Consider the following 26,006-nt stretch of genomic DNA (forward strand, 5'->3'; position numbering starts at 1 on the left):
GGGTTTTTTGATGGCTATAACGGCTTGGATGAGCTGTTGAAATGGATACGCAATCTATAAAATTTATGTTACAATCAATGAGATTTTTAAGTTTTTATTTTATCACAATCAACATATAATGGAGAGATTTATGACCTTGGCTCGAAATAAGTTTGCTCAAGTCATGCCAAAGTTTGCCGCTATAGCCATCGCAGCTTTGGCGGTTGGCTGTAGTCAACCCACCCAAACAATCTCACAAGCACCTGCCGATACCTCAAATACCCCCACCGAAAAAACTACCAAAACCATTGCGATTACCGCCATCGTTGAGCATCCGTCATTGGATGATATTCGCTTGGGCGTGGTGGATGGTTTGGCAAGCTTAGGTTATAAAGACGGTGAAAATTTGACCGTTAATTTCCAATCTGCCCAAGGTAATATGGCGACTGTCGGGCAGATTGCCAAGCAGTTTGTGGCGGATACACCTGATGCCATCGTAGCTATTACCACACCGAGCGCCCAAAGCTTGGCGGCAGCGACTACAAGCATTCCGCTGATTTATACGGCTGTCTCTGACCCTGTGGCTGCCAAATTATTAAATAACAATCATCAAGCTACCCAGCCTAACATTACAGGTTTATCCAGTCAGCTGCCCATTGAGCCACAAGTTGAATTATTTCAAAAAATCAAGCCTGAAGCCAAACGCATTGGCTTTGTTTTTAGCCCTGGTGAAGCCAATTCTGTTGCCGTCAAAAATAAGTTAATTGAAATTTTACCAAAATATGGCATGACTTTGGTGGAAGTGCCCGCCAATCGATCAAGCGATGTGGGCGATGCGACGCGTTCATTGGCTGGCAAGGTGGATTTACTTTATACATCACTAGATAATGGTGTGGCATCAGCGATGGAAGCGATGGTTTTGGCTGCTAATGAGTTACAAATACCTGTGATTACCTCAGATGAATTTTCGGTACGCCGTGGTGCGACAGCTGCTTTGGGTGTGAACGATTATGATTTTGGCTTGACAACCGCAAAATTGGTCGCTCAAGTGTTAGATGGTAAATCCCCAAATGAAATTAAACCTGAAGTGATGAATACTTTGACCTTATTTATCAGCCCAAAACACGCAGCCAATCAAGGCGTAACGGTGGATTTGACAACACTGGGTGAGAGTATCAATGTTGACACCACGCCAGCGCGTCAGCCGAATAAATAGCATGTTCTTAGCCAAAATATGCGGCATTGGGTGTGAGTCTATGGGTCGGTGTATTTTATAAAGTATGATTGATAAATTCTTAAATGAGAAAGTTTTAAACAGTAAAGTAGCTGACATGGATTATCTATAATTTGTTAATCCCATGTAAATAAATCTTACCAAATATCTTGGCAGGATAATCTGCAGTGTGATAAACTGCATAAACGCTTAATTGAAATGATTTAAATTAAGCGACTTGGCATGACAGGAGTTGCTATGAATAACTTTTTAAAAACGACCCTTTGGGCAAGTTTGGTGGCACTAACCTTGGCGGCATGTGGTGGTGATAAGCCTACCGCTCAAGCTGATTTGGCTACCAGCCAAGCCAAAACAGTGGCAATCACCGCCATTGTTGAGCACCCTGCTTTAGATGCCGCTCGCCAAGGTGCGTTAGATCAATTGACTAAGGAAGGTTTTAAGGAAGGTGAAAATCTGACCGTAAATTTCCAATCTGCCCAAGGCAATATGGCAACGGCAGGTCAAATTGCCAGACAGTTCACCTCGGATAATCCCGACCTTATTTATGCCATTGCCACACCGTCAGCACAGGCTATTGCAGCGGCAACCCAGGATATTCCTGTGGTATTTTCGGCTGTCACTGATCCGATCGAAGCTCGGTTGGTTGCAAACCTAGAAAACTCAGGTAATAACATCACGGGCGCGTCAGATGCGCTGCCTTATGAACCCCAAATTGCCTTAATCCAAGAGCTTGTGCCAACTGTTAAAAATGTTGGTTATGTTTTTAGCCCAGGCGAGGTAAACTCAACTGTGGTACTTAAAACGCTCAAAGAAAAATTAGCACCGCTTGGTATCAATGTCATCGAAGCACCTGCCCAAAAATCTAGCGATATTACTCAAGCTGCCAACTCATTGGTTGGGCGTGTTGATGTGATTTATACTTCAACAGATAATAATGTCATTAATGCTTATGAAGCGTTATATCAAGTTGCAAAAACCGCCAAAATTCCATTAATTTCAGCAGATACCAGTACTGTTGAGCGTGGTGCTGTGGCTGCACTGGGCGTCAATTATACCGATCTTGGCAAAGAAGCTGGTAAAATCATTGCACGCATCTTAAAGGGTGAAAAACCTGCTGATATTCCTGTTCATATCTCTGAAAATCTAGACTTGTATATCAGCAAAAAACATGCGGCTGAGCAAGGTATCATTTTACCACAAGCGGTCATTGATCGAGCTACCAAAGTGGTTGAATAAGGCTTTTGATAATGACCAGTTTGGCAAAAAGATGCCAATGATGCTTGATGTCATAAGCCAAAGTAGCCATTTTTTAGACCCAAGCCGATTGATAGACTGCCACGCTTGGGTTTGTTTTTTTGGTGAATTTAATCCGATAATAACTTGGACTTTGTTATAATAGGCATTTTAACTTTTTGGGCGGATATGGCTGATGAATTTGATTGCTTTTTTTGGAGCACTGGAGAGTGGTCTGATTTATGCTTTGATGGCACTGGGTGTGCTGATTTCCTTTCGCATTTTAGATTTCCCTGATCTAACCGCCGATGGCAGCTTTCCGTTGGGCGGTGCGGTTGCAGGGATTTGCATTGTCGCAGGCATTAATCCTTGGCTGGCTTGTGTTTTTGGTATGATGGCAGGTATGGTAGCAGGTATGATGACAGCTTGGCTGCATGTTAAGTTGGGTATTTTACACCTACTTGCTGGTATTTTGATGATGACCGCCTTATATTCCATCAATCTGCGAATTATGAATGCCCCAAACCTGCCGCTACTTGGACAGCCGACAGTATTTACACCATTGATTGATGGTGGTAATGGATTTTGGGTGCGTGTGGCAGTCATTGCAGGGGTTGTATTGGTGGTAAAGCTGGTTTTGGATTGGTTTTTTATCACCGAAATGGGTCTGTCAATGCGTGCGACAGGTTCAAATCTGCGTATGGCACAAGCTCAGGGCATTAATACGCCATGGATTATCATTCTTGGCATGGCGATTTCAAACGGTTTGATTGCACTATCGGGTGCTTTGTTTGTGCAGACCCAAGGATTTGCTGATGTTTCTATGGGTATTGGTACGATTGTGATTGGATTGGCTGCGGTCATTATTGGCGAGGCGGTTTTATCTGCCAAGCGAATTTTTTGGATGACTTTGGCGGTGGTGATTGGTGCGATTTTATACCGTTTATTTATCCAAATTGCACTTTCTAGTGAGCTATTGCGTGGCATCGGCTTTAAATCTCAAGATTTAAATTTAGTGACAGCATTTTTGGTGATCATTGTCTTGATGTTGCCAAAAATTAAAGCCAAGCTATCACCAAAAAAACACTAAGGAGTGTACCATGTTACAAGCTACCGATCTTCGCCTAACCTTTAATCTTGGTACGCCCATCGAAAATCCTGCACTGCGCGGACTGTCGTTATCAATTGCTGATGGCGAGTTTGTGACAGTGATTGGTACCAATGGTGCTGGTAAATCCACTTTCTTAAACGCCATCAGTGGGGCGGTGCGTGTCGATAGCGGCAGCATCAAAATTAATGGTCAAGATGTCACTCGCTTAAAGACGCATCAGCGTGCCAAACAAGTAGCGCGTGTTTTTCAAGACCCCATGGCAGGTACTTGTGAGGCACTCACCATTGAGGAGAATATGGCACTGGCTTACAAGCGTGGCGGTATGCGTGGCTTAGCAGGTGCGTTAAATCACAAAAATCGTGAGTTATTTCGTGAAAAGCTATCCATCTTAAAACTTGGGTTGGAAAATCGCCTAACTGATCGTATGGGACTTTTGTCAGGCGGTCAGCGTCAGGCGGTCAGCCTATTGATGGCAAGCCTACAGCCCTCAAAAATTTTGCTGCTAGATGAGCATACGGCGGCACTCGATCCAAAAACCGCTGCTTTTGTTTTGGATTTGACTGATAAAATTGTCAGTGAAGGGCGTCTGACTACGATGATGGTGACGCATTCCATGCAACAAGCACTCACGCATGGCACTCGTACTGTCATGCTCCACCAAGGTCAAGTGATGCTGGATGTATCAGGGGATAAAAGGCAGGGCATGAATGTTCAAGACTTATTAAATATGTTTGAAAAAACTCGTGGTGAAAAGGTGGAAGATGATCGCTTGATTTTGGGCTGAGAGTTGTATGGATTTAGTTTGTATAAGCTTGGTTTATCGTCTGATAAGTAAACCTTTAAAGCAAAACGAATTGATATCACCACACATGACATCAATGATCATGATTATGATAACAGGGTAAGCCATTAACCCTGTTTTTTATTGTTAAGAAAATATATTTTTATTCATCCGATGAATATCATAGGGCGATACTTTTGTGATTTAGACTATCTGATTAAAAAATTATTATATGAGTAAAATCAATAATTTATAAAAATAGTTGTGGATAACTTTAGCCCACTATTGAAAAATCTAGCACTATCTACCATATAATAGCCAATAATGCAATGTATATTTATTGATATTTTGTCATTAATAAATCTTAATGAATATATAGTGCCAATGATTATATTTAAGGATAATTATATGAATTTTGAGAAATATACTCGAACACTGCAAGAGGTTATTCGTGGGGCACAGCAAAGCAGTCTTGGGCATCATCATACTGCAATTGCCCCTGTGCATTTGCTGAGTGCTGTGGCTGATAATCATACTGCACTGTCCATCATTGAGGCGAGCGGTGCAAATTTAGCACGGCTACAAGATGAGATTAAGACACTGCTTTCTTATCAAGCGGTGATCAATCAGCCCACAGGACAAGTGAATTTATCACCTGAAACTATCAAGGTCTTACAGGCAACAGAAAATTATGCGGCCAAAGCAGGCGATGAGTTTGTACCGATTGAATGGCTGATTTTGGCACTATTTGAGAATAAATCACTCAATAAAGCCTTTGTATCATCAGGTGTGACCGCCCAAAATTTACAAACAATTATGAAAAATATTCGAGGAGATGAGGCTGTGACCAATCAAAATAGTGAACAAAATCGACAAGCATTAGATAAATATACCATCAATCTTACTGAGCGTGCGATGGCAGGTAAGCTTGACCCTGTGATTGGGCGTGATGATGAAATTCGCCGTACTGTACAGGTGTTATCTCGCCGTACCAAAAATAACCCAGTGCTTATCGGTGAAGCAGGTGTTGGTAAAACTGCCATCGTTGAAGGGCTTGCTCAGCGTATCGTTAATGGTGAAGTGCCTGAAAGCCTAAGAAATAAAAGCGTGCTATCGCTGGATATGGGTTCTTTGATTGCTGGTGCGAAATATCATGGTGAGTTTGAGGAGCGACTAAAAGCGGTGCTAAATGAGCTTGCCAAACAAGACGGCAATATCATTTTATTTATTGATGAGCTACATACCATGGTGGGTGCTGGTAAGACCAGTGGTGCAATGGATGCTGGCAATATGCTTAAGCCTGCACTTGCTCGTGGTGAGTTACGCTGTGTGGGTGCAACAACTTTGGATGAGTATCGTCAATATATTGAAAAAGATCCAGCACTTGAGCGTCGTTTCCAAAAAGTCTTGGTAGATGAGCCGACTGTTGAAGATACCATCGCCATTTTGCGTGGTCTAAAAGAGCGTTATGAGCTACACCATGGTGTCAAAATTATGGATTCGGCCATCATTGCTGCCGCTAAGATGAGCCACCGCTATATCACCGATCGTCAGCTGCCAGATAAGGCAATTGATTTGATCGATGAAGCTGCCAGCCGTATCAAAATGGAGCTTGATAGTAAGCCTGAAAGTTTGGATAAGCTAGATCGTCGTATCATTCAGCTAAAAATGCAGCTAGAAGCTGTAAAAAATGAAGAAGATGCTGGTGCAAAATCACAAGTCAAATCACTTGAGCAGCAAATTGATGACGCACAAAAACAGTATAGTGAGCTTGAAGAGGTTTGGAAAGCTGAAAAAGTAGGTGTTGAAAAAAGTAAACAGCTTCAAGCCAAGCTAGATACCGCACGCATCACCTTAGAAAAAGCATTGCGTGAAGGGGATTATGCTCGTGCTTCACAGCTACAATATGGTGAAATCATTGCACTTGAAAAGCAATTGGCAGAAGAGCAGACAGATGAGCCAGAACATACGCCCAAGCTACTTCGTAATAAAGTGACTGATAACGAAATCGCTGAGGTTGTGTCGCATGCCACAGGCATTCCTGTTGCCAAAATGCTTCAAGGTGAGCGTAATAAACTGTTGGCGATGGAAGATGTATTACATGAGCGTGTCATCGGTCAAAATGAGGCAGTGGCGGCGGTCGCAAATGCGGTACGACGCAGCCGTTCGGGCTTGTCAGATCCTAATAAGCCAAGCGGTTCTTTCTTATTTTTGGGACCGACGGGCGTGGGTAAAACTGAGCTGACTAAGGCATTGGCAAATTTCTTATTTGACTCTGAAGATGCGATGGTTCGTATCGATATGAGTGAGTACATGGAAAAGCACAGTGTTTCACGCTTGGTGGGTGCACCTCCAGGTTATGTCGGTTATGAAGAAGGAGGTGTGCTGACCGAAGCGGTACGCCGTAAGCCGTACAGCGTTGTACTCTTTGATGAAGTTGAAAAAGCACATCCAGATGTCTTTAATATCTTACTGCAGGTGCTTGATGATGGTCGATTGACTGACAGTCAAGGTCGTGTGGTGAACTTTAAAAATACTGTCATCATTATGACCAGTAACTTAGGCAGTCATGCGATCCATGAGATGACAGACTCGCCTTATGAAGACATCAAGACTGCGGTAATGACCTCGGTCACTGGACACTTTAGACCAGAATTTATCAACCGTATCGATGAGATTGTTGTTTTTCATGGTTTGGGTGCAGATCAAATGACGGGCATTGCTGAAATTCAGCTTGATCGTTTGCGTACACGCCTTAAAGAGCGTGAGCTTGGCCTTAGTGTGAGTGATGAGGCGATGAATCATTTGGTATCGGTGGGTTATGATCCTGTCTTTGGTGCTCGCCCATTGAAGCGTGCGATTCAGCAAGAGATTGAAAATCCATTAGCACAACTTTTATTATCTGGTGAGTTCACCACGGGAGATACCATCTTTGTTGAGTGGTTGAATGATCAATTCACCTTTAATAAGCTGCGTTATAGCTGATTTGTTGATCTAGCTTATTATCAAAAACCATCGGCAAACTGTCGATGGTTTTTTATTTGTATTGTAAATGACCACCAAGAAAATATTTGACCCATATGCTTACCCTGTTGCTGTTTTTCTTGCCAAGTCAGATGATGATTTTGAAGACACAGTAAATTTGAAACCCGTGTACCATAATTTGAGCTTTGAATAAAAATACTGGATAATAACCGCTCCAAATATAGATCAACACCTGTATTGGGCAATTGATTATCCTTGGCTTTTTGTGTATCTTCAAGCACTTGCCACACCGCTTGGCTTAACTTTGGCGTGATGATCAAACCATCAAAATCAAGGTTTTGCCTGACTAAAGGTAGAATTTCTTGATAAAAATGCATTCTTAAATGTGTGCATTTAAACCATTCATCACTGATAAGACCATTTGATAAGGTATACACGCCATGCCAGTAAGGTTGGTGCTACGCCTTTGTTGCTCATGTAGGCAGCTTGAGTGCGATCACCGACAATGAGATTAAATCCTGCATAATCTGTTTGTGATGGTTTTAAGCATGTCAAAAATTGTAATGGTGTCATTTATGAGTCAAGATAATTTTGCACCAATGTGCCATGCGAGGTGGCGTACAATTTTTTATCCTGTCCATCACGAAAATTGGTCAAAACTGCCCAGCGACCTGATAGATTCACACCCATCCAAGTGCCACCCGCCTGCTTGTCTCGCCCTGCAATAATACCATCACAGGCGTGCAGCGGTAAGGTTGGACGCGCATAAAATTCATCTCGATTTGAGATTAATAACAGTGGTGTCTTAGGTAACACCTGTCAAGCCAAAGCAACAATGCACATTGGCTAGTCCAATACTCTGAGCGTTGAGCCTTTTAAAGTTGGTCGATCTTCATCGGTTTTGGGCGATTGATGATTGGCATATTCGCCAGGATCAAAAAATGCACCATGCTTGGGGTCTTCTTTGGCATATATTGCCATCAAGGCTGCCATGGGTATCCAAATATCAGAAGAGACACCGCCAAATCTGGCAGTAAAACTAATGGCATCATTATGAATTTGTAGATTGTGCGTGGCTTGATAAGAAGCAGCTAGCACCAAGCGACCATCTTGGGCATACTCAAGCGGTGCAACAACATCGTCATGTGTCGCATCAATCATCAGATAGGGGGTAAAATCGTTATCCTCTATCCATTCATGAAAAGCACGTGCGATATAAGGGCGTTTTGGGGTCATAATCATTCCTTAAAAGAAATACTATTAATAAAGCTTGGTCTGGCAAATTGCTGTTCTTGATAGTGTATTAACGGGCGTATGAGATGTGTCGGAAGATGAACGCCCATTTTATTTAGTCGCCAAAGTAGTGGCAGTAATAACACATCACACCATCCAAAAGTATCCGACATAAAATACGGTTTATGCCCAAACAGCGGTGCGATTGTTACCAGTGAATCGCTTAATGACTTTCTGGCGGCTGTCGCAGCCTGAATATCAAAGCTGTCAGAATGGGTCAGTAGAGTATAGCCGTGCTTTAGCCAGTCTTTTTGTAGTCGCCACGCCAGTTGACGCACTTTGGCTCGCTCACTTGGTGCATCAGGCATCAGCCGTGGGACTCGGTGGCGTTCTTCAAGATACTCAAAGATGACATTATGCTCATACAGTGAAATGTCTCGATTGACCAATATGGGCAGGGTGTGATAAGGATTTAGCTCAATCAGCTCTTCAGGGCGCTCCTCACCAATGAACACAGTTTCATAATTTAAGTGTTTTTCTTCAAGCAATAGCCGTACGATATGGCTATTAATTCCATGATCAGCATAAAGAATAAATTGTGTTAAAGAAAGATGAGGTAAATTTGCCATGTGTAGCGATGATATAAATGAGCCTCTTAGTGTATCAAAATTTTTGCTTTAAGTGTGAAATTATGTGCTTAGACCTAACATCATTATTTGTATAAAAATAAAAAAGACCGAATATTTTCGGTCTTTTTTGGCAGATTTTATTTGACATCTTTCCAGAATTCTTTATTGAGCAGATAAACTGGAATTAATAAAATTAATAAGAATAAAATAACAAAAGCACCATAAATCTTACGGTCATGGCGAACAGGTTCAGCCATCCATGCCATGAAGTTGACCAAATCGCCAACACGCGCTTCATATTCTTCTTTGCCAAGTTCTTCTTGTAGATTATGAAGAACATGAGGCATGGCTGCATTTGCAAGTACTAGGTTATTAGCCCCCCAAGGACGGCTTGGGTCTTCATAGAATGACAGTAAATAAGTATAGACCCAGTCATCACCACGCAGGCGAGTCTCTAAAGACAAATCAGGCGGTGCAGCACCAAACCATTGGCTTTGTAGTTCTGGGTCAATCCCTGCATTAATATGGTCACCAATGGCATCACCTGTGACAAGCAAATATTTTTCAACCAATTCAGGTGGGATGTTTAAATCTTGAGCCAATCTTGAATGACGCACATATTGGGCTGAGTGGCAACCTGCACAATAATTCATAAACATGGCAGCACCGCGTTGCAGTGAGCCTTTGTTGGTTAAATCAATTGGAGCTTTGCTACATTCTAAGGTAACAACCGTACCATCAGCTTCGGTATATTCACCACAACCATGACCACCAGAGGCTAGGGCGTTGGTACTGGCAAAAGCACCAACCGTTGCCAACACCGCACCTGCACCAAATTTGATCAGTGAATTAAGTACTTTCATCAGTGGCCTCCGGTAACGCGTTCTGGTGGTTGTTTACACTTCTCAATCGATGTATAAAATGGCATCAATAAGAAATATAGGAAGTAGAGTATGGTACAAATACGACCAATAATTGTTGCAGTTGGGGTTGAAGCTGTACCACCCAGATAGCCTAGAGTAACAAAGCTGACAACAAAGATTGCTAATGCAATTTTTGATAACATGCCTTTATAACGAATAGAGCGTACTGGTGAGCGATCTAACCATGGTAGAACAAACAATACGGCAATAGCAGCACCCATAGCGATAACACCACCAAGTTTATGAGGTACTGCACGCAAGATGGCATAAAATGGCATATAGTACCATACAGGTGCAATGTGTGGCGGTGTTTTTAGTGCATTTGCAACCTCAAAGTTTGGCTTCTCTAGGAAGTAGCCGCCCCCCTCAGGTACAAAAAATACAACAGCAAAGAAACAGATAAAGAAGACAACAATACCGACCATGTCATGCACAGTATAGTATGGATGGAATGGAACGCCATCAAGCGGTACACCATTTTTGTCTTTGAGTTTTTTGATATCAATACCATCTGGGTTGTTTGATCCAACATGGTGCAATGCCACTAAGTGCATGAATACTAAACCAACCAAAACTAAAGGAATGGCGATAACATGCAAGGCAAAGAAGCGGTTTAGAGTGATACCAGAGATCAGATAGTCACCACGAACCCATTCAGCCAAAGCATCACCGATAAACGGAATGGCAGCAGGTAAATTCAAGATAACCTGAGCACCCCAATAAGACATATTACCCCAAGGGAGTAAATAACCAAAAAAGCCTTCAGCCATCAAGCATAGGTAGATGCCCATACCGATCAGCCAAACCAGCTCACGCGGTTTTTTATATGAGCCGTACAATAAACCACGGAACATATGCAAATAAACAACGATAAAGAATGCAGATGCACCTGTTGAATGCATATAGCGAATTAGCCAACCACCTTTAACATCACGCATGATATATTCAAGCGATGCAAATGCGCCTTCAGCACTTGGGTTAAACATCATGGTTAACCAAATACCTGTTACCAATTGGTTCACCAAGACGACCATTGACAAGACACCAAAAAAATACCAAAAGTTGAAATTTTTTGGTGCATAGTATTTGGACATATGGTATTCATAAGTTTCTGTGGCAGGATAGCGTGCATCTACCCAGCTCATGAACTTCTTAGCAATACTCATGATTAAGCCTCCCCAACGGTCAAGATTGAGCCATCGATACTATAAATTGGCACAGGTAGGTTTGTAGGGGCAGGTACGCCATTATAAACACGCCCGGCTAAATCATACAAAGATCCATGGCAAGGACAGAAGAAACCACCAAACCAATCAGCACCGCCTAAATCCGCTGCACCAACTTCAGGGCGGTAGGTTGGTGCACAGCCAAGATGTGTACACACACCTTCGACCACCAAAAGCTCAGGTTGTAGCGAACGCGTCTCATTTTTACACGCTTCAGGCTGAACTGAAGCCTCAGAATTGGGATCGCTTAATTTTGGGGTTACTTTGCTAAGATTTGCTACCATCTCTTCGGTGCGTTTGACAACAAAGATGGGTTTGCCACGATATTTAACGGTGATCATTTGACCGTTCTCGATGCCTGAAATGTCTTGAACGACAGCAGCACCTGCAGCTTCTGCTTTGGCACTCGGATACCAAGATCGCACAAACGGGGTGGCAATCGCTCCAACACCAACTGCTCCAATGGCAGCGGTGGTTGCAATCAGGACTCTACGGCGTTTAATATTCACGCCTTCGGCATGGCTCATTAAAACTTCCTCCAGAAAAAGAATGGGAATATTCCCATACTGGGTGTGTGGCTATAATAAAACACTTTTATTAAATTTGCCACATTTGCTGTGCCTATTTTTGCTAAATATGACTATTTTAAGCTATTTTTGTAATAAAATAAATTACTCTTTTACAAACTTATCAAAAAAGTCAAAAAAAATTGAGTGATTGAACGAAAATGTATCTTTATCACATATTAGCTGGTTAAAAGGGTTTGAAAAAACTAATATACTTAAAATTTTCGTAAAAGATTATCTCTATAATGTTACCATATTTTAAAAATTTTTTCTGCATTAAAGCTGATAAAATACGCAGAAATTGCAAATATTTAACTCAAAATTGAGAAATTTAGCACTTGCAATAACTGTCATTAAACCAATAAGACTGATAGGTATTTTTGACTTACCACGATAATTTGATTAATGAGCTGATGAAAAATAAGTGTAAAAAAACTCTCGATAAATCGAGAGCTTTTTGAAACGATAAGTGTGAACTAGCGTTTTGAAAATTGTGGGCGTTTACGAGCTTTGCGTAGACCCAATTTTTTACGCTCAACTTCACGAGCATCACGAGTTACAAAGCCAGCTGCTTTAAGTGCAGGCTTGTGGCTTTCATCAGATTCAATCAATGCACGAGTAATACCGTGACGGATTGCACCTGCTTGACCATTGATACCACCGCCAACAACAGTGATATAAAGATCGACGCTGTCAGTAAGCTCAAGTAGCTCTAGAGGCTGACGAACAACCATGCGTGAAGTTTCACGACCAAAATATTCGTCCAATGATTTGCCATTAACAACAATGTTACCTGTGCCTTTTGACAAGAAGACACGAGCGGTAGAAGTTTTGCGGCGACCAGTGCCGTAATTGCGTTCCATAATGTCTCCTTAGATGTCTAATGCTTTAGGTTGCTGAGCTGTATGTGGATGTTCGGTGCCTGCATACAGTTTTAGCTTTTTAATCATCGCATAGCCCAAAGGACCCTTTGGAAGCATGCCTTTAACAGCTTTAAACAACACATCTTCAGGCTTGTGTGCAAGAAGTTTAGTGAAGTTAGTTTCTTTAATACCGCCTGGATAGCCAGTATGACGATAGTATTTTTTATCCTGAGCTTTTTTGCCAGTAACAGCAATTTTGTCAGCATTGATAACAACGATATAATCGCCTGTATCAACATGTGGAGTGTACGATGGCTTATGCTTGCCACGAAGACGAGAAGCAATCTCAGAAGCTAGGCGACCCAGAGTTTTGCCTTCAGCGTCCACGACATACCAGTCATGTACAACTTCAGCGGGTTTGGCACTGATAGTAGTAGTCATATAAAACCTATTTAGTTGAGTTTGAGAGTAATACAAATAAAAATGTCAAGCCTAAGCTTGATTTTACTTGTTTTTAGATTTGGGGAAACGAAGGGCTCTCAAAAAACAGTTGCGATTATATCAAATCATTATGGCGTTATGCAAGCGTTATTTTGAGAGTTTTTAGCCGATGACATGGTTATTTTTTCTTATCTTTTTTATCGTTACTATCATTTGGAATGATTGCTTTACCGATGGCAACAGTACCTTTTACAACAACTTTGGTTGTTTTATAGGCAATTTTGGCAGGTACAGTGACAACTTTATGAACACAAGCACTCAGTAGGGTGCAAGTCATAAATATGGCTAAAACAGAAAAAAGTTTCATAGGCTTACATAATTATATTAAATATTTCGGTTGTATTAGTCGGTTTTGGTAAAGGTTATTTGGTTAATTTAAGCAAATTTTGACAGTTAAACAAAATTTAAACGACTTAAAAATGACTTAGTGTTATTGAATTTTATGAAATTATCGCACAGATTATGTTAAAATAGCAAGTTTTTATAAAATTAAAATTACTGATTTGGCCTATTAAGCAAGTCTATTGGAAACAATCCATGAATGCAATCTCTTATACTCATCCCAAAACATTTGATGTCATCGTCATCGGCGGTGGTCATGCAGGCACAGAAGCATGCCTTGCCGCCGCTCGCATGGGTGCTAATACCCTACTTATCACGCATAACATTGAGACGCTCGGACAGATGAGCTGTAATCCTGCCATTGGCGGTATTGGCAAATCGCATTTGGTGCGTGAGGTGGATGCACTTGGTGGGGCGATGGCATTGGCAACCGATAAGGCAGGCATTCAGTTTCGGGTGCTAAACAGCCGTAAAGGGGCAGCAGTGCGAGCCACACGCGCCCAAGCTGACCGTATTTTGTACAAGGCAGCCATTCGCCACACGCTTGAAAATCAGCCAAACCTGACAATTTTTCAGCAATCTGTGGATGACATCATTGTTGAAAATACTCGTGCGGTGGCGGTGGTAACAGCCACAGGCATTCGTCTAAATACTCGTGCGGTGGTGCTGACATCAGGGACATTTTTGGGCGGAGTGATTCATGTGGGCTTAGACCATCAAAGTGGTGGCAGAGCAGGCGACATGCCCGCCATTCGTCTTGCTGACCGTTTGCGTGAATTAAAACTGCCTGTTGGACGCCTAAAAACAGGCACGCCTGCTCGCATTGATGCTCGTACGGTGGATTTCTCCGTGATGACCGTGCAGTCAGGCGATACACCTTTGCCTGTCATGAGTTATATGGGTGATGTTGCCATGCACCCACGCCAAATCAACTGTTATATCACCCACACCAACGAACGCACGCATGAGATTATCCGTGCCAATCTTGACCGCTCCCCCATGTTTAGTGGTAAGATTGAGGGGGTTGGGCCACGCTATTGCCCGAGTATTGAAGATAAGATTCATCGTTTTGCTGACAAAGACAGCCATCAGATTTTTATTGAACCTGAGGGGCTAACAACCCATGAATTGTATCCCAATGGCATCTCAACAAGCCTGCCTTTTGATGTTCAGCTTGAATTCATCCATAGCATGAAAGGGCTTGAAAACGCCCACATTACCCGTCCAGGTTATGCCATTGAATACGACTATTTTGACCCACAAAATCTAAAACCGACTTTAGAGACTAAATCTATTGATGCCTTGTATTTTGCAGGGCAAATCAATGGCACAACAGGCTATGAAGAGGCAGCAGCACAGGGGTTATTGGCAGGTCTTAATGCCGCACGCATGGCACTTGATGAGCCATCATGGGTACCACAAAGACACGAGGCTTATCTGGGTGTGCTTGTTGATGACTTGATTACCCATGGTACCAAAGAGCCATCCCGTATGTTCACAAGCCGTGCCGAGCATCGCCTGATTTTGCGTGAGGATAATGCTGATGCACGCTTGACCGCCATCGGACGAGAGCTTGGGTTGGTGGACGATGAACGCTGGGCGAGATTTAGTCAAAAAATGGAGTCTATTGCCAGCGAAACCGCCCGCCTAAAAGACATTTGGGCGACCCCAAACAATGCCATTGGTCAAGATTTTATGGCAAACACAGGTGAGATTTTGACCAAAGAGAATTCGTTACTGGATTTATTAAAACGCCCAAATATCACCTTTGACGACATTGCCAAAGTGTCAGACAGTACAGTGAGTGCTAAGGTGGGTGAACAGATTGAGATAAGTGTTAAATATCAAGGTTATATTGAGCGTCAAAATGATGAGATTGAGCAAATGAAACGCCTTGAAAATACGCTCTTACCGCTTGATTTTGACTATAAAAGTGTGTCTGGTTTATCCAATGAGATTGTCCAAAAATTAAGCCAAATCCGTCCGACAACGCTTGGGCAGGCAAGTCGCATCAGTGGCGTCACCCCTGCGGCGGTCAGTCTTTTGGCGATGACGATAAAGAAACTTAAAAAAACGCAAGCAGTGATGATATGATTGAGCGTGATATGAAGCAAATATCTTTTGAGTTTGGGCAAAATCACCCCCCCCCAAATTCACTTAAAAGCCATTGATTTATTTGCAGGGATTTTTTTAACAACTTAAGATTTCTGTTAGCGATGCCAAGCCTATCAGCAAGTTGGTAATAGCTTGCTGTAGCTGTTTTATGCTTTGGTAAAAGAGATTTATAAGCAGTTTGATGAGTGTTATGATGAATTTATCTAAGCAGATTTTAGCATTGAAAAATCATTTTGGAACCCAATCAAATCAACAGTTCATCAAAACAGTTCAAATGACCTCTTGGGTAGATTAAGGAATGTGATGTTACAAGCCATTGGCTTTGCCTTTTCAATTGTCTTGCCAAATCTTTTTTTGATGGCTTTGGGTTATGATATGAAAAGGCGTTCAGCACTCAATGCTGAATTTATCGAGGTAGCGTCAAGCATTGTGTTTAATTATTGTCTGCCTTGTTTATTATTTTTTAGTGTCCTAAAAAGTGATGTGCAGATTTTGGCACAATCTAAGCTTTTGCTGGCAGGATTTATCACAACTTTTACATTGTTTTTTTTGGCAGAGATTTACGCTAAGTTTTTTATCAGCGAGCTTAAAGATAAGGGCGTGTTTGTGCAAGGGGTGTTTCGCTCAAACATGGCAATTGTTAGTCTTGCGACCGTTTTTAATGCATACGGTAGCGAAGGCTTGGGTGTGGGTGCAATTTATATGGGGGTTATCACCATTTTATATAATGTTTTGGCGGTCATCACCTTATCACGTACCACCCAAAAAGCGGACAGCGTATTTATGCAAGCCAAAAGTATCTTGGTTAAAATCATCAAAAACCCACTGATCATCGCTTTGGTGTCTGCCTTCGTTTATAAAGCACTTGATTTGCCCATGTTGCCAGAATTTATTAATAAAACAGGCGGATTATTAGGGGCGGTCGCATTGCCACTTGCACTGATTTGTGCTGGTGCTACTTTGAATATCAAATCCATGATAAGCTTATCAGGATTGTCCATGCAGGCAAGCATTGGGCGTATTGTCATTGCACCACTCTTAGCGGTGGTGGTGGGTGTGGCATTTGCCTTAGAACCTTTGCAATTTGGCGTGTTATTTTTGATGGTAGCAAGCCCAGCAGCTGCCGCAAGTTATGTCATGGCAAAGGCGATGGGCGGTAATGATATACTGGCAGCAAACATTTTGGGGTTTACGACAGTCTTTGGGATGATTGGCATGGCGGTGGGCATGGCATTGTTAAGGGTGCTTGGCTGGGCTTAACCTCTATTATTTTTTTGTGTATACAAACTGTAGCACAAACACAACAAATGATTAGTGGTAAATTTTGGCTAAATTGTTATTATAAGAATAATCCAATGAAAGATGGTTAAGCCATTAAAATTCATTAAAATTTTTTATACACTTAGCTGATACCGTTTGGTATTAAGCCAAATAATGATAAGGATGCTATGATGAGCCAACAAGATATTTTCCAAGCCCTAACCGAATCACATGATAGACAGCGTAAATTGTGTGATAAGATTGAATCGCTGATGGATTCTGACCTTGATGCTGCCAAAAAAGTCTACCCTGAGCTTGAGATTGAGCTACAGGCACATGCTGCCGCCGAAGAGCGTCATCTGTATGCACCTGTCATGGAATATGATGATGGGCTGGATTTATCTCGTCATGCCATTGCTGAACATCATGAAATGGATGAGATGATGCATAAATTAAATGATGGGCGTATCAGTGATGATACTTGGAAAGAAACTTGCCATGCCCTAATCCATGAGCTACGACATCATCTAAAAGAAGAAGAAAAGAAGTTTTTTATCCAAGCTAAAAAATTATTGGATGAAGAACAGCAAGAAAGATTAGGTGCACTTTATGAAGTGGAACATAACCATTTTGAGCGTAATAATAATGAGTAATCGTTACACATTAAAATAGTAGCGATTTCATAAAAACCTTGTTATGGCTAACAAGGTTTTTTATTGTTAAAATTGATTTGATTTAAGAAAGGTTTTTGACACCAGCACCATATAAGGTGCTATATCCGCCTGCATGTTTTTCAACGATAATTTGGGTATCAATGCGTTCTTTTAGGCTGGCGACATGGCTAATAATACCAATGCTTTTACCGCTTTGCTGTAGTTCAAATAAGGTATTAAGTGCCAAATCTAAAGCGGTTTCATCCAGTGTACCAAAGCCTTCATCCAAAAATAGTGATTCAATTTGTATATTTTGGCTATTGATCTGCGACAAACCGAGCGCTAAAGCCAGTGAGATGATAAAACTTTCACCACCTGATAAATTTTTACTGCTGCGTACCGCATCGCCTTGGTGAAGATCTGTCACTAAGATTTCAAGTGTCCTTGAGCTGTCTGCATCAAAGGTCAACAAGTAGCGATCGTTCATTTTTGCTAAAATTTGATTGGCATGATGTAGCACCAAATCCAGTGTTAAACCCTGCACAAAGTTTCGGTATTTTTTACCATCTGCTGAGCCAATCAGCATATCAAGTTTTGCCCAAATTGCATTTTCTTGTTCTTGGCGTTGGATGTCTTTAAGAATCTGTGTATGCCGCTGACGGTTTTGAAGCTCACTATTTTTGATGGCGTTAAGTTCGCCAATAGATTGGTTGACACTCTCTAGCTGTTGTTGCAGATTGATGAGCTCTGTGTGTAAATCTTCAAGCTTGAATTGATGAACATTGGGATTTGATTTGATTAAATTATCAAGTTTTTCTTGACAGTTATTGATTGATATTGTCGTTTGGCTTAGTTGATTAATGAGAGTATCATGAGCGGTTTTTAGCTCGATTAACTCATCTTCTAAGATTAATGCCGCCAAAAACTCCGCTTGAGTATCAAACTCCGATGCCATCAGTGCTTGCTCAAAGCTTACCTTGCTTTGGCTGAGTTTATTGGCCAGTTCTTTTATGGTTAGATTTAGGCTCTCAATGGTTGCTTTTTGGGCATGTAAGTCGGCAATATCATCATGTACATTTTTAGTGGCATTTTCTAACTGCTGTCTTATCTGTGTTAGCTTATCTTGATAATTGTTTTCAGTATGATCAGGATTTTTATCACCCAATAAAGTGATGCGTTCGTTGGTTTGTGTTTTAATTTCAAGCACTTTATTAGCCATCGTATGCTCAAGCTCAGCAATAACAGGTGTGAGTTCTTGGATTTTTTTGGTATGTGCGTTGATTTGAGCGTCTAGGTGAATCAGCTTGGTTTGCTTATTGATATAATCTTCATTGAGTGCGGTGGCTTGATTGGCTTGATTTTCAAGCATTTGCTTGGTTTGTGATAACACATACTGAACTTTGCCAAACTCTTCTTCCTTGAGCGTTAACGGGCTAGGGTTGAATGCTTCAGCTTCTGGTAGAACATCGCCTTGGGTGTGATGTGTGATATTATCGTACCAAGTGGTGATTTTAGACAAATGCTGTTTAATGGCGTTAAGCTCATTTGGCAGGCTGATGGTATTTTGTGCTTGGATGAGCTGATAAAATGCAGATAATAGTTGATCGCAAAAATGTACTTTACCATCATATATCTCACGCATCAGCACCAAAGCATCATCACGAAGCTTTAGACCATTGATTTTCAAGTTTTCTTTTTCGATCATTTGTCTATCTTTTTGAGCAATCAGCTGATTAAGTTCATGCAATAGCCGATTGCTCAGCTGATAAGACTCTTCTAGATTTTTAATTTTATCTTGACTGTTTTTAATAAATTTTCCAATAGTATTTCGGCTTGGTAGGGTATTTGCATGTTCTAGGCTGCATTCACTGGCGATCGTTTGCCATAGGGCATTAAGATCATGATAAAGAGAGTTACTTGTATTTTGTGCAGTATTTAGATGCTCTTGATGATCATCCAAAGCCATCTGCAGTTTGTGTAATGTGGTCGTGTGCTGAGTAGCGGTGTGATTGAGTTCGTTAAGCTGATTTTCGCAGAATACTAATTTTTCTTTGGCTTGTTTGGCATGTTCATCGTCCAAATGATTGGGCTGTAATTTAAAAGGATGCTCGGTACTGCCACAAAGTGGACAAGGACTACCATCTTGCAGTTGGTCAAAGTGCATTTTCATGTATAAAATTTGCTTGTGTAGCTCATAATTTTCCAAGATGGCTTTGTGGGTTTGGCTTGCTTGATGGATATTTTGAGAAACTGTCTCTAAGATATCCTGAATTTTGATTTTTTCTTCTTGTAGGTTGATAATCTTACGGTTTGTATCGCTGATGTCAGATTGAATGCGTGCATATTGCTCATAATCTTTCAAGATTCGCTCTAGCGTATATAAATGATGTGTTTGCTGCTTGATTTTTTCGTACTGATCTTCTATATTTTTTTGTAAAATATCTACATTAATATCATCTTTTTTTGTTAAGTTTAAATTATCAATAATTTTTATGTTTATAGTGCCAATTTGATTATCTATAGACTGTAGATTTAGATTAACAGACTTAAAATGCTCTCGCTTATCTTTGAGTTCATGAAGATGATTGCTAAATACATTGATACGCCAAAGCTGCTGTTGATGGGCGTGTGTTATTGCTTGAATGAGTGTATCGTATTGTGAGATATGATTATCGCATAATTTTAAGTTTTTCTTTAAATTTTCGCTGTCAATGCCTTTAATTTTTTGTTGAATGGTGTCAATATCTTGTACCAAAGCTGACTGATTTGACTGAGTTTCTTTGAGTAAATTTTGTGTAGATGTATAGTCCTGCTTTGTTTTTTCAAGGGTTTGGATCATGCTTTGATGCTCTTTACGCAAAGAGGCAATATGTTGGTCAAGCCTGCGAACCGCTTGCAAAGTTGGCTTTAAATTTTCATAATCATCAGTTATTTTGTTAAATTTTTCTTTAAGCTCACTGTGTGTTTGGCTACGCTTTTGATGGCTTAATTGGATTTCATTTAAGCGATGATTTAGTATAATCAATTGATCTTGTTTATTGTTATACTCAAGATGGTACTCATGAAACGCTGTATAAAGCGGCTGCAAATTTTTGGCATCATGAGCGTGTTTCATGCGCTGTATATTTGGCTCAAAGTTTGTTAAGGCTTCTTGATGCTCGATCAGTTTTGCTTGATAATGAGCCATTTCCTGATTTAAGGTTTGGTATTCATTGGCAATTTTCTGGCGATCGCTCATCAGCTTAATTTGTGTTTCAAGCAAGTTTTTTTGTTGCGTGATTTCGCTAATTTTCTTAATTAATCCATCATATTCTTCTGTATTTAATAAATTGACTTCTCCTAATTTAATTTGTAGATTTTTTAATAAATTAAGCTGTTCTTTATGCTTTTCAAAGGCCGCTTGACCAATTTTGGCATAGATGTGTGTGCCTGTAATCTGCTCAAGAATTTGACCACGCTCAGTGGCATCTGACTGTAAAAACGCTGCAAATTCACCTTGCACAAGCATGACCGACCGAGTGAATTGGACTTTATTCATGCCCAAAATACGCTCAACTTCCTTATTAACTAAGCTTGCTTTTTCTTCAAGAATTTTTCCATGCGTGTCGTTGGCATGCTGAAGTAAGCTGATTTCTCGGCTGACGGCTTGTAAATTGCCATCGGTTTTTTGTTTGGCTCTACGCTGTGACCAACTGACCTGATAAATTTTGTCATTAGCACGAAAAATCACGCTACTGGCTGCAAAAGCAGTACCAATACTCATCAGCTCATTTTGTGTGGCAGAAATATTCAGACGGGGCGTCTCACCATACAACGCCAAACAAATGGCATCTAAAATCGTTGTTTTGCCAGCACCTGTGGGGCCTGTGATGGCAAATAGAGCATGGTGATAAAAAGCGGCATCTTCAAAATCTATTTGCCATTTGCCTTTTAAGGAGTTGATATTTTCAAAGCTGAGTTTTAAGATTTTCATTTTGATTTAACCCTTAAAATTAGACGGCTTTATGATCAGTTTCCTGGATGGCTTTGATTAACTCTTGATAAGCACCAATGAGATCATTTTTTTCATCTTGATTTAAGTTTTCCTTATCAAGCCGCTGATAAAAAATATCCATTTCATCAAGTTTTTCTAAATTTAGGGTAGGGGTGTGCAATTTTAGGCTACCTTGATGGATGGCTTTATTTTTGATACTAATTGCAGAGATGTTTGAGCCTTCCAGCAGATTGGAAATGTGCTGTTTTAAATTAGCGACTAAGGTGTCGCCAACATATTCAATCTCAAGCCAAATAGGCTCATCATGCGTTTTTAGTGTATCGATGGCGTTGGTAATAAACGCCATATCGCCACAGATTTTAGCAAGGCTATGAAAAATTGGCACAGGTAGGCTATGGATTGATATGGCATTGTTATCTTGATTTTCGCCATGCAAATCATCATTCTTTGGCAACTTTGATATCGGTACACTTTTATTGAGTGGTAAATCAACAATCAGCACTTGTTTATGGCGTCCAATTTCCCCAAATCCCATCGCAATTGGCGAGCCGCTGTAGCGGATGTGGTTTTTTTGACCAACTTTTTGGGCAGCGTGAATATGACCAAGTGCCACATAATCAATGGCATCATCAAAAATCTGGCTACTGATCTGACCAAGTGTTCCAATCTGAATATCACGCATGCCATCATCGGTGGATGAGACAGCAGCACCAGCAGCATAAAGATGCCCTGTGGCAATGATGGGGATGGTTTTTTGGTGAGTGTGATAAACGGCTTGCTGCTTATCCTTGGCAAGATTGGTTAAAGAGTGATAATATTCGGCCACACCCTCCAGTAAGAGCTGATTTTTTTGGTGGATTGAGTTGGCATCAATCCCACTTCTGACATCACGATCACGAATATAAGGCACTGCCATCACGATGGCACTTGGGATGCCTACATCATCTGTTAGAACGATGAGCTCATCAGATTTGTCTTGGCTGACACTGCCAATCACATGGGTATTTAGCACGCCGAGTACTTCTTTGGTTTTTTGTAGGCTGGTGGGAGAGTCATGATTGCCTGCGACAATGATGATGTGCTGAATGTGATTTTTAAAGGCGGAGGCAAGAAAGTGATGGTAAAGGTATTCTGCACGGTTGCTTGGCGTCATGGTATCAAAGATATCGCCAGCAATAATTAAAATATCCACCTGATGTAATATCAAAGCCTCAATCAGCCAATCTAAAAATTTAGCAAATTCATCATAGCGTGACTGATTGTATAAAAGCTTGCCTAAATGCCAATCAGATGTATGTAATAGCCGCAGCGAATCCTTGGGCTTGGGTAGGGCAGGTGTTATGGGGCTTTGATGGGTTAGATGTGTTTTAAATATCGTCATGACAGTTGCCAAATTATCAAAAAAAGACCGCAAACAGCGGTCTTGGGTCAAACAGCGGTACGCACAGTTGCAGCTTTATCCAAAGCGGTATACAAGCGATTGACTTGATCGGCATCGGTTAAATACAAATTCACGCGTACAGAATGAAAGCGACCTGTGCGAGATGGACGAACCTGCATGGTCGCTGCATCAAATTCAGGAAAAATTTCTGCTAAAATTAGTTTGACTTCATTGATCAATGTTTCATGATGTCCTTCGTGTCCGATGATGCTCATGGGATAATCCATAGGAAAATTCCAAAGCTCAGGCGTTTGAATTTCGGTGCGTGTTGGGGTTTTTGGCGTATTGGTCATGAGTTATCCTAAATAATTTTGGTGTAGAGATAAGATGGGGGAATTTTGTCAAAATTAAAGTAGTATCATCAAAAGCTAGCCGATTAAAAATTCCATCACCGCCTTTGAGCCGACAAAACCGATCGCCAGCAATAAAAATCCATATACCGCAAAATTTGCGGCACGCTTACCCCGCCAGCCGTAGCGATAATGACCAGCAATCAAAAGCCCATATAATAGCCAGCTCAGCAAGCTAAATACCATCTTATGTGCCAAATGTTGATCTAAGATGTCATAAGTTGCAACCAGACCAAACCCAAGTGCGATACTCAAAATCACAAATCCAGTCAGCACCATATCAAACAAAAGACTCTCCATACTCTGTAAAGATGGCAGGCGACTGACCCAAAATCGATGAATGGTTTTGCGTTTAAGCTCACGAATTTGTAAGCGTAATAGCACCCCTTGAACGGCTGCCATCAGTAGCACACAATATGCAGCAAATGATAGCAAAATGTGAATTTGTAGAGTGTTTGATAAATCCGTGAGTGGCTTATAAGCTACTTGACCAAAATAGCCCAAACTCACCCCAGCCGCTGCCATCGGTACCGCCAAAATCCCTAAGCTTAAAATTGGGCGATACAGACCAAATAATACATAAAATAGTACAAAAAATAGGCTAGTTAAGCTTAGCGTGTTAAATAAGTTAAAGTTTAGTCCGTAGAGCGTGATGATTTCAGGTGTCAACACCCAACCATGTAATAAGATGGCAAAAATCAATATGCCAAGCACCAACCGATGAATCGGTGTATCTTGAAATAAGGCATATGCCAAATAAAGACCTGATCCTATATAAAGTATCAGACACAGTAAAAAAATAACAAGCACGGCTACCCCTTTGTTGATGTCTGATTAATCATTTGGATAATATCGGTAAAAGAATTTTGCTCCAAATCCTAACAATCAGCATAAATCGTGCAATTAAATTGGAATATTTACCTAATTTAGCATAAAATAGCAGGTATTTGTAGCAATACTTTTATGGATATCCAAATGATGACAGATAAATCTTAAGCGATGTCCAAACTTTGAAATAACACATTGGAAAAATTATGTTTGATACTTTAACTGAACGACTCTCTGGTAGTTTGCGTCATATCGCAGGTACAGGACAGCTGACCGAAGACAACATCAAAGACACTCTAAGAGAAGTACGCATGGCACTGCTTGAAGCGGATGTTGCATTGCCAGTTGCACGCAACTTTGTCGCACGCGTCAAGGAACAAGCACTTGGTCAAGAAGTACTCAAAGAACTCGCCCCAGGGCAAGCGTTTGTTAAAATCGTTTATGATGAACTCACTGAGATGATGGGCAGTGCCAATCAGACGCTTGAGATGACGGGTAAGCCACCTTTGGTGTATCTGCTGGCAGGTTTGCAGGGTGCAGGTAAGACGACTACTGCAGGCAAGCTGGCTAAGTTTTTGCAAGACAAACAAAATAAAAAGGTCATGCTGGTATCAGCTGATATATATCGTCCAGCAGCCATCAAGCAGCTTGAACAGGTGGCAGCACAAGTCGGTGCAAGCTTTGTACCTTCAACAACCGATGAAAACCCAATTGATATCGCACGCCGAGCCATCGATGAGGCTAAACTTCAGTATCAAGATATTTTGATCATTGATACCGCAGGTCGTCTGCATATTGATGATGAGATGATGAGTGAAATCAAGGAGTTAACCAAGGCAGTCAATCCTGTGGAGACGCTGTTTGTGGTGGATTCGATGACAGGTCAGGATGCGGCCAATACTGCCAAAGCATTTAATGATGCACTGCCTTTGACGGGTGTGATTTTAACCAAAACCGATGGCGATGCGCGTGGCGGTGCAGCACTTTCAGTGCGTGCAATTACAGGTAAGCCGATTAAGTTTTTGGGTCGTGGTGAAAAACTAGAAGCGCTTGAGTTGTTCCACCCAGAGCGTATTGCTCAGCGTATTTTAGGTATGGGTGATGTGCTGTCTTTGGTCGAGGAAGTTGAACAAAAAATTGACCGTGAAAAAGCCGAAAAAATGGCAAAAAAAATTCAAAAAGGTGGCGAGTTTGATTTAGAAGACTTACTGACCCAGTTCCAGCAGATGAAAAACTTAGGTGGGATGGCAGGATTTTTGGATAAGATGCCAGGCTTGGGCGGTGCTGATATCCAAAAAGCCATGGAAGAAGCTCGTCCTGAAGAAAAAGTCAAAGAAATGGAAGCACTCATCCACTCAATGACACCGTTTGAACGCCAAAATCCAGATAAAATCACACCAAGTCGCAAACGCCGTATCGCTGCAGGCTCAGGTAGGCAGATTCAAGATGTTAATCGCCTGCTCAAGCAGCACAAACAAATGGCAAAAATGATGAAAATGATCAGCCGCCCTGATGGGATTGGTAAAATGATGAAAGCGGTGCAGGGTCTGGCTCGTGGTATGTCAGGTGGTGGCCCTTTATTTGGTAATAAAGACACTAATCAAGCAGGTACGCCCAATATGCAAGACATGCAAAAATCCATGCAAGATTTGGGTCTAAAGCCAGAAGATATGCCCAGCATGGAAGAGATGCAAAAAAAGATGCAAGAAATGCAAAGTCAGCTTCCACCAAACTTTAAAAAGCGTTTTTGATGGGTGGT

General features: G+C 41.2%; 21 protein-coding genes and 1 pseudogene. 9 read left to right on the forward strand and 13 right to left on the reverse strand.

Annotated elements, in window-relative coordinates; all coding sequences use genetic code 11:
• The first annotated feature begins 130 nt into the window (after positions 1 to 130).
• The 5 genes from HMPREF2573_RS02450 (at position 131) to clpB (ending at position 7,323) form a co-directional block, all read left to right on the forward strand.
• Positions 131 to 1,195 carry an ABC transporter substrate-binding protein gene (locus tag HMPREF2573_RS02450; protein ID WP_003657585.1) on the forward strand — a complete coding sequence of 355 codons (1,065 nt, stop codon included), beginning with the start codon at positions 131 to 133 and terminating at the stop codon, positions 1,193 to 1,195.
• A gap of 255 nt (positions 1,196 to 1,450) precedes the next feature.
• The gene (locus HMPREF2573_RS02455) at positions 1,451 to 2,449 is read left to right on the forward strand and encodes an ABC transporter substrate-binding protein (RefSeq protein ID WP_003657583.1); all 999 of its coding nucleotides are present in this window, start codon (positions 1,451 to 1,453) and stop codon (positions 2,447 to 2,449) included.
• A gap of 193 nt (positions 2,450 to 2,642) precedes the next feature.
• Complete coding sequence (locus HMPREF2573_RS02460; RefSeq protein WP_003657582.1) at positions 2,643 to 3,536, forward strand: ABC transporter permease; 894 nt, start codon at positions 2,643 to 2,645, stop codon at positions 3,534 to 3,536.
• A gap of 10 nt (positions 3,537 to 3,546) precedes the next feature.
• Positions 3,547 to 4,341, forward strand: a complete 795-nt coding sequence (locus HMPREF2573_RS02465; protein ID WP_003657581.1) for an ABC transporter ATP-binding protein — start codon at positions 3,547 to 3,549, stop codon at positions 4,339 to 4,341.
• A gap of 405 nt (positions 4,342 to 4,746) precedes the next feature.
• Positions 4,747 to 7,323 carry an ATP-dependent chaperone ClpB gene (gene clpB, locus HMPREF2573_RS02470; RefSeq protein ID WP_003657580.1) on the forward strand — a complete coding sequence of 859 codons (2,577 nt, stop codon included), beginning with the start codon at positions 4,747 to 4,749 and terminating at the stop codon, positions 7,321 to 7,323.
• A 20-nt stretch (positions 7,324 to 7,343) separates the two neighbouring features.
• Here the strand turns inward: clpB and HMPREF2573_RS09005 are convergent.
• The 9 genes and pseudogenes from HMPREF2573_RS09005 to HMPREF2573_RS02520 form a co-directional block, all read right to left on the reverse strand.
• Positions 7,344 to 8,139: pseudogene (locus HMPREF2573_RS09005) on the reverse strand (NRDE family protein).
• Positions 8,140 to 8,169: 30 nt separating this feature from the next.
• Positions 8,170 to 8,559, reverse strand: coding sequence for a stringent starvation protein B (locus tag HMPREF2573_RS02485; protein WP_070472459.1), 390 nt, complete (start codon positions 8,557 to 8,559; stop codon positions 8,170 to 8,172).
• Positions 8,560 to 8,561: 2 nt separating this feature from the next.
• Positions 8,562 to 9,185 carry a glutathione S-transferase N-terminal domain-containing protein gene (locus tag HMPREF2573_RS02490; RefSeq protein WP_003657578.1) on the reverse strand — a complete coding sequence of 208 codons (624 nt, stop codon included), beginning with the start codon at positions 9,183 to 9,185 and terminating at the stop codon, positions 8,562 to 8,564.
• 137 nt (positions 9,186 to 9,322) lie between these two features.
• The gene (locus HMPREF2573_RS02495) at positions 9,323 to 10,048 is read right to left on the reverse strand and encodes a cytochrome c1 (RefSeq protein WP_003657577.1); all 726 of its coding nucleotides are present in this window, start codon (positions 10,046 to 10,048) and stop codon (positions 9,323 to 9,325) included.
• The gene (locus HMPREF2573_RS02500; RefSeq protein WP_003657576.1) at positions 10,048 to 11,253 is read right to left on the reverse strand and encodes a cytochrome b; all 1,206 of its coding nucleotides are present in this window, start codon (positions 11,251 to 11,253) and stop codon (positions 10,048 to 10,050) included. The genes HMPREF2573_RS02495 and HMPREF2573_RS02500 overlap by 1 nt, the downstream gene beginning before the upstream one ends.
• Positions 11,254 to 11,276: 23 nt before the next feature.
• Positions 11,277 to 11,861: a ubiquinol-cytochrome c reductase iron-sulfur subunit gene (gene petA, locus HMPREF2573_RS02505; protein WP_003657575.1), complete on the reverse strand. Its 585-nt coding sequence runs from the start codon at positions 11,859 to 11,861 to the stop codon at positions 11,277 to 11,279.
• Between the two features lie 515 nt (positions 11,862 to 12,376).
• Positions 12,377 to 12,763, reverse strand: a complete 387-nt coding sequence (gene rpsI, locus HMPREF2573_RS02510) for a 30S ribosomal protein S9 (RefSeq protein WP_003657574.1) — start codon at positions 12,761 to 12,763, stop codon at positions 12,377 to 12,379.
• Between the two features lie 9 nt (positions 12,764 to 12,772).
• Positions 12,773 to 13,204: a 50S ribosomal protein L13 gene (gene rplM, locus HMPREF2573_RS02515; protein ID WP_003657573.1), complete on the reverse strand. Its 432-nt coding sequence runs from the start codon at positions 13,202 to 13,204 to the stop codon at positions 12,773 to 12,775.
• Between the two features lie 178 nt (positions 13,205 to 13,382).
• Positions 13,383 to 13,571: an NF038104 family lipoprotein gene (locus HMPREF2573_RS02520; protein WP_003657571.1), complete on the reverse strand. Its 189-nt coding sequence runs from the start codon at positions 13,569 to 13,571 to the stop codon at positions 13,383 to 13,385.
• A gap of 230 nt (positions 13,572 to 13,801) precedes the next feature.
• On the opposite strand from HMPREF2573_RS02520, the gene mnmG reads away from it, so the two are divergent.
• The 3 genes from mnmG (at position 13,802) to HMPREF2573_RS02535 (ending at position 17,634) form a co-directional block, all read left to right on the forward strand.
• Positions 13,802 to 15,700 (forward strand): tRNA uridine-5-carboxymethylaminomethyl(34) synthesis enzyme MnmG, encoded by a 1,899-nt coding sequence (gene mnmG, locus HMPREF2573_RS02525; RefSeq protein WP_070472462.1) that lies wholly within the window; start codon positions 13,802 to 13,804, stop codon positions 15,698 to 15,700.
• A 324-nt stretch (positions 15,701 to 16,024) separates the two neighbouring features.
• Positions 16,025 to 16,981 (forward strand): AEC family transporter, encoded by a 957-nt coding sequence (locus HMPREF2573_RS02530; RefSeq protein WP_003660320.1) that lies wholly within the window; start codon positions 16,025 to 16,027, stop codon positions 16,979 to 16,981.
• Positions 16,982 to 17,172: 191 nt separating this feature from the next.
• Entirely contained in the window at positions 17,173 to 17,634 is a 462-nt protein-coding gene (locus HMPREF2573_RS02535) for a hemerythrin domain-containing protein (RefSeq protein WP_003657567.1), read from the forward strand.
• A gap of 82 nt (positions 17,635 to 17,716) precedes the next feature.
• On the opposite strand, the gene HMPREF2573_RS02540 is transcribed toward HMPREF2573_RS02535, so the two are convergent.
• From HMPREF2573_RS02540 to HMPREF2573_RS02555, 4 genes are all read right to left on the reverse strand, one after another.
• Positions 17,717 to 21,607 carry an AAA family ATPase gene (locus HMPREF2573_RS02540; protein ID WP_070472465.1) on the reverse strand — a complete coding sequence of 1,297 codons (3,891 nt, stop codon included), beginning with the start codon at positions 21,605 to 21,607 and terminating at the stop codon, positions 17,717 to 17,719.
• A gap of 19 nt (positions 21,608 to 21,626) precedes the next feature.
• Positions 21,627 to 23,060, reverse strand: coding sequence for an exonuclease SbcCD subunit D C-terminal domain-containing protein (locus tag HMPREF2573_RS02545; RefSeq protein WP_070472467.1), 1,434 nt, complete (start codon positions 23,058 to 23,060; stop codon positions 21,627 to 21,629).
• Positions 23,057 to 23,362, reverse strand: coding sequence for a YbeD family protein (locus tag HMPREF2573_RS02550; protein ID WP_003657563.1), 306 nt, complete (start codon positions 23,360 to 23,362; stop codon positions 23,057 to 23,059). The genes HMPREF2573_RS02545 and HMPREF2573_RS02550 overlap by 4 nt, the downstream gene beginning before the upstream one ends.
• Before the next feature lie 75 nt (positions 23,363 to 23,437).
• Entirely contained in the window at positions 23,438 to 24,229 is a 792-nt protein-coding gene (locus HMPREF2573_RS02555) for a cytochrome C assembly family protein (protein ID WP_003657562.1), read from the reverse strand.
• A gap of 224 nt (positions 24,230 to 24,453) precedes the next feature.
• On the opposite strand from HMPREF2573_RS02555, the gene ffh reads away from it, so the two are divergent.
• Positions 24,454 to 25,998: a signal recognition particle protein gene (ffh, locus tag HMPREF2573_RS02560; RefSeq protein ID WP_003660316.1), complete on the forward strand. Its 1,545-nt coding sequence runs from the start codon at positions 24,454 to 24,456 to the stop codon at positions 25,996 to 25,998.
• Positions 25,999 to 26,006: the final 8 nt, after the last annotated feature.

Origin of the sequence: Moraxella sp. HMSC061H09, assembly GCF_001809255.1 — a bacterium.
Taxonomy (GTDB): domain Bacteria; phylum Pseudomonadota; class Gammaproteobacteria; order Pseudomonadales; family Moraxellaceae; genus Moraxella; species Moraxella catarrhalis.

What these genes read in the sequence shown, in the direction of transcription:
- HMPREF2573_RS02450 (WP_003657585.1), top strand. Translation starts at nt 131, where the DNA reads ATGACCTTGGCTCGAAATAAGTTTGCTCAAGTCATGCCAAAGTTTGCC.
- HMPREF2573_RS02455 (WP_003657583.1), top strand. Translation starts at nt 1,451, where the DNA reads ATGAATAACTTTTTAAAAACGACCCTTTGGGCAAGTTTGGTGGCACTA.
- HMPREF2573_RS02460 (WP_003657582.1), top strand. Translation starts at nt 2,643, where the DNA reads ATGAATTTGATTGCTTTTTTTGGAGCACTGGAGAGTGGTCTGATTTAT.
- HMPREF2573_RS02465 (WP_003657581.1), top strand. Translation starts at nt 3,547, where the DNA reads ATGTTACAAGCTACCGATCTTCGCCTAACCTTTAATCTTGGTACGCCC.
- clpB (WP_003657580.1), top strand. Translation starts at nt 4,747, where the DNA reads ATGAATTTTGAGAAATATACTCGAACACTGCAAGAGGTTATTCGTGGG.
- HMPREF2573_RS02485 (WP_070472459.1), bottom strand. Translation starts at nt 8,559, where the DNA reads ATGACCCCAAAACGCCCTTATATCGCACGTGCTTTTCATGAATGGATA.
- HMPREF2573_RS02490 (WP_003657578.1), bottom strand. Translation starts at nt 9,185, where the DNA reads ATGGCAAATTTACCTCATCTTTCTTTAACACAATTTATTCTTTATGCT.
- HMPREF2573_RS02495 (WP_003657577.1), bottom strand. Translation starts at nt 10,048, where the DNA reads ATGAAAGTACTTAATTCACTGATCAAATTTGGTGCAGGTGCGGTGTTG.
- HMPREF2573_RS02500 (WP_003657576.1), bottom strand. Translation starts at nt 11,253, where the DNA reads ATGAGCTGGGTAGATGCACGCTATCCTGCCACAGAAACTTATGAATAC.
- petA (WP_003657575.1), bottom strand. Translation starts at nt 11,861, where the DNA reads ATGAGCCATGCCGAAGGCGTGAATATTAAACGCCGTAGAGTCCTGATT.
- rpsI (WP_003657574.1), bottom strand. Translation starts at nt 12,763, where the DNA reads ATGGAACGCAATTACGGCACTGGTCGCCGCAAAACTTCTACCGCTCGT.
- rplM (WP_003657573.1), bottom strand. Translation starts at nt 13,204, where the DNA reads ATGACTACTACTATCAGTGCCAAACCCGCTGAAGTTGTACATGACTGG.
- HMPREF2573_RS02520 (WP_003657571.1), bottom strand. Translation starts at nt 13,571, where the DNA reads ATGAAACTTTTTTCTGTTTTAGCCATATTTATGACTTGCACCCTACTG.
- mnmG (WP_070472462.1), top strand. Translation starts at nt 13,802, where the DNA reads ATGAATGCAATCTCTTATACTCATCCCAAAACATTTGATGTCATCGTC.
- HMPREF2573_RS02530 (WP_003660320.1), top strand. Translation starts at nt 16,025, where the DNA reads ATGTTACAAGCCATTGGCTTTGCCTTTTCAATTGTCTTGCCAAATCTT.
- HMPREF2573_RS02535 (WP_003657567.1), top strand. Translation starts at nt 17,173, where the DNA reads ATGAGCCAACAAGATATTTTCCAAGCCCTAACCGAATCACATGATAGA.
- HMPREF2573_RS02540 (WP_070472465.1), bottom strand. Translation starts at nt 21,607, where the DNA reads ATGAAAATCTTAAAACTCAGCTTTGAAAATATCAACTCCTTAAAAGGC.
- HMPREF2573_RS02550 (WP_003657563.1), bottom strand. Translation starts at nt 23,362, where the DNA reads ATGACCAATACGCCAAAAACCCCAACACGCACCGAAATTCAAACGCCT.
- ffh (WP_003660316.1), top strand. Translation starts at nt 24,454, where the DNA reads ATGTTTGATACTTTAACTGAACGACTCTCTGGTAGTTTGCGTCATATC.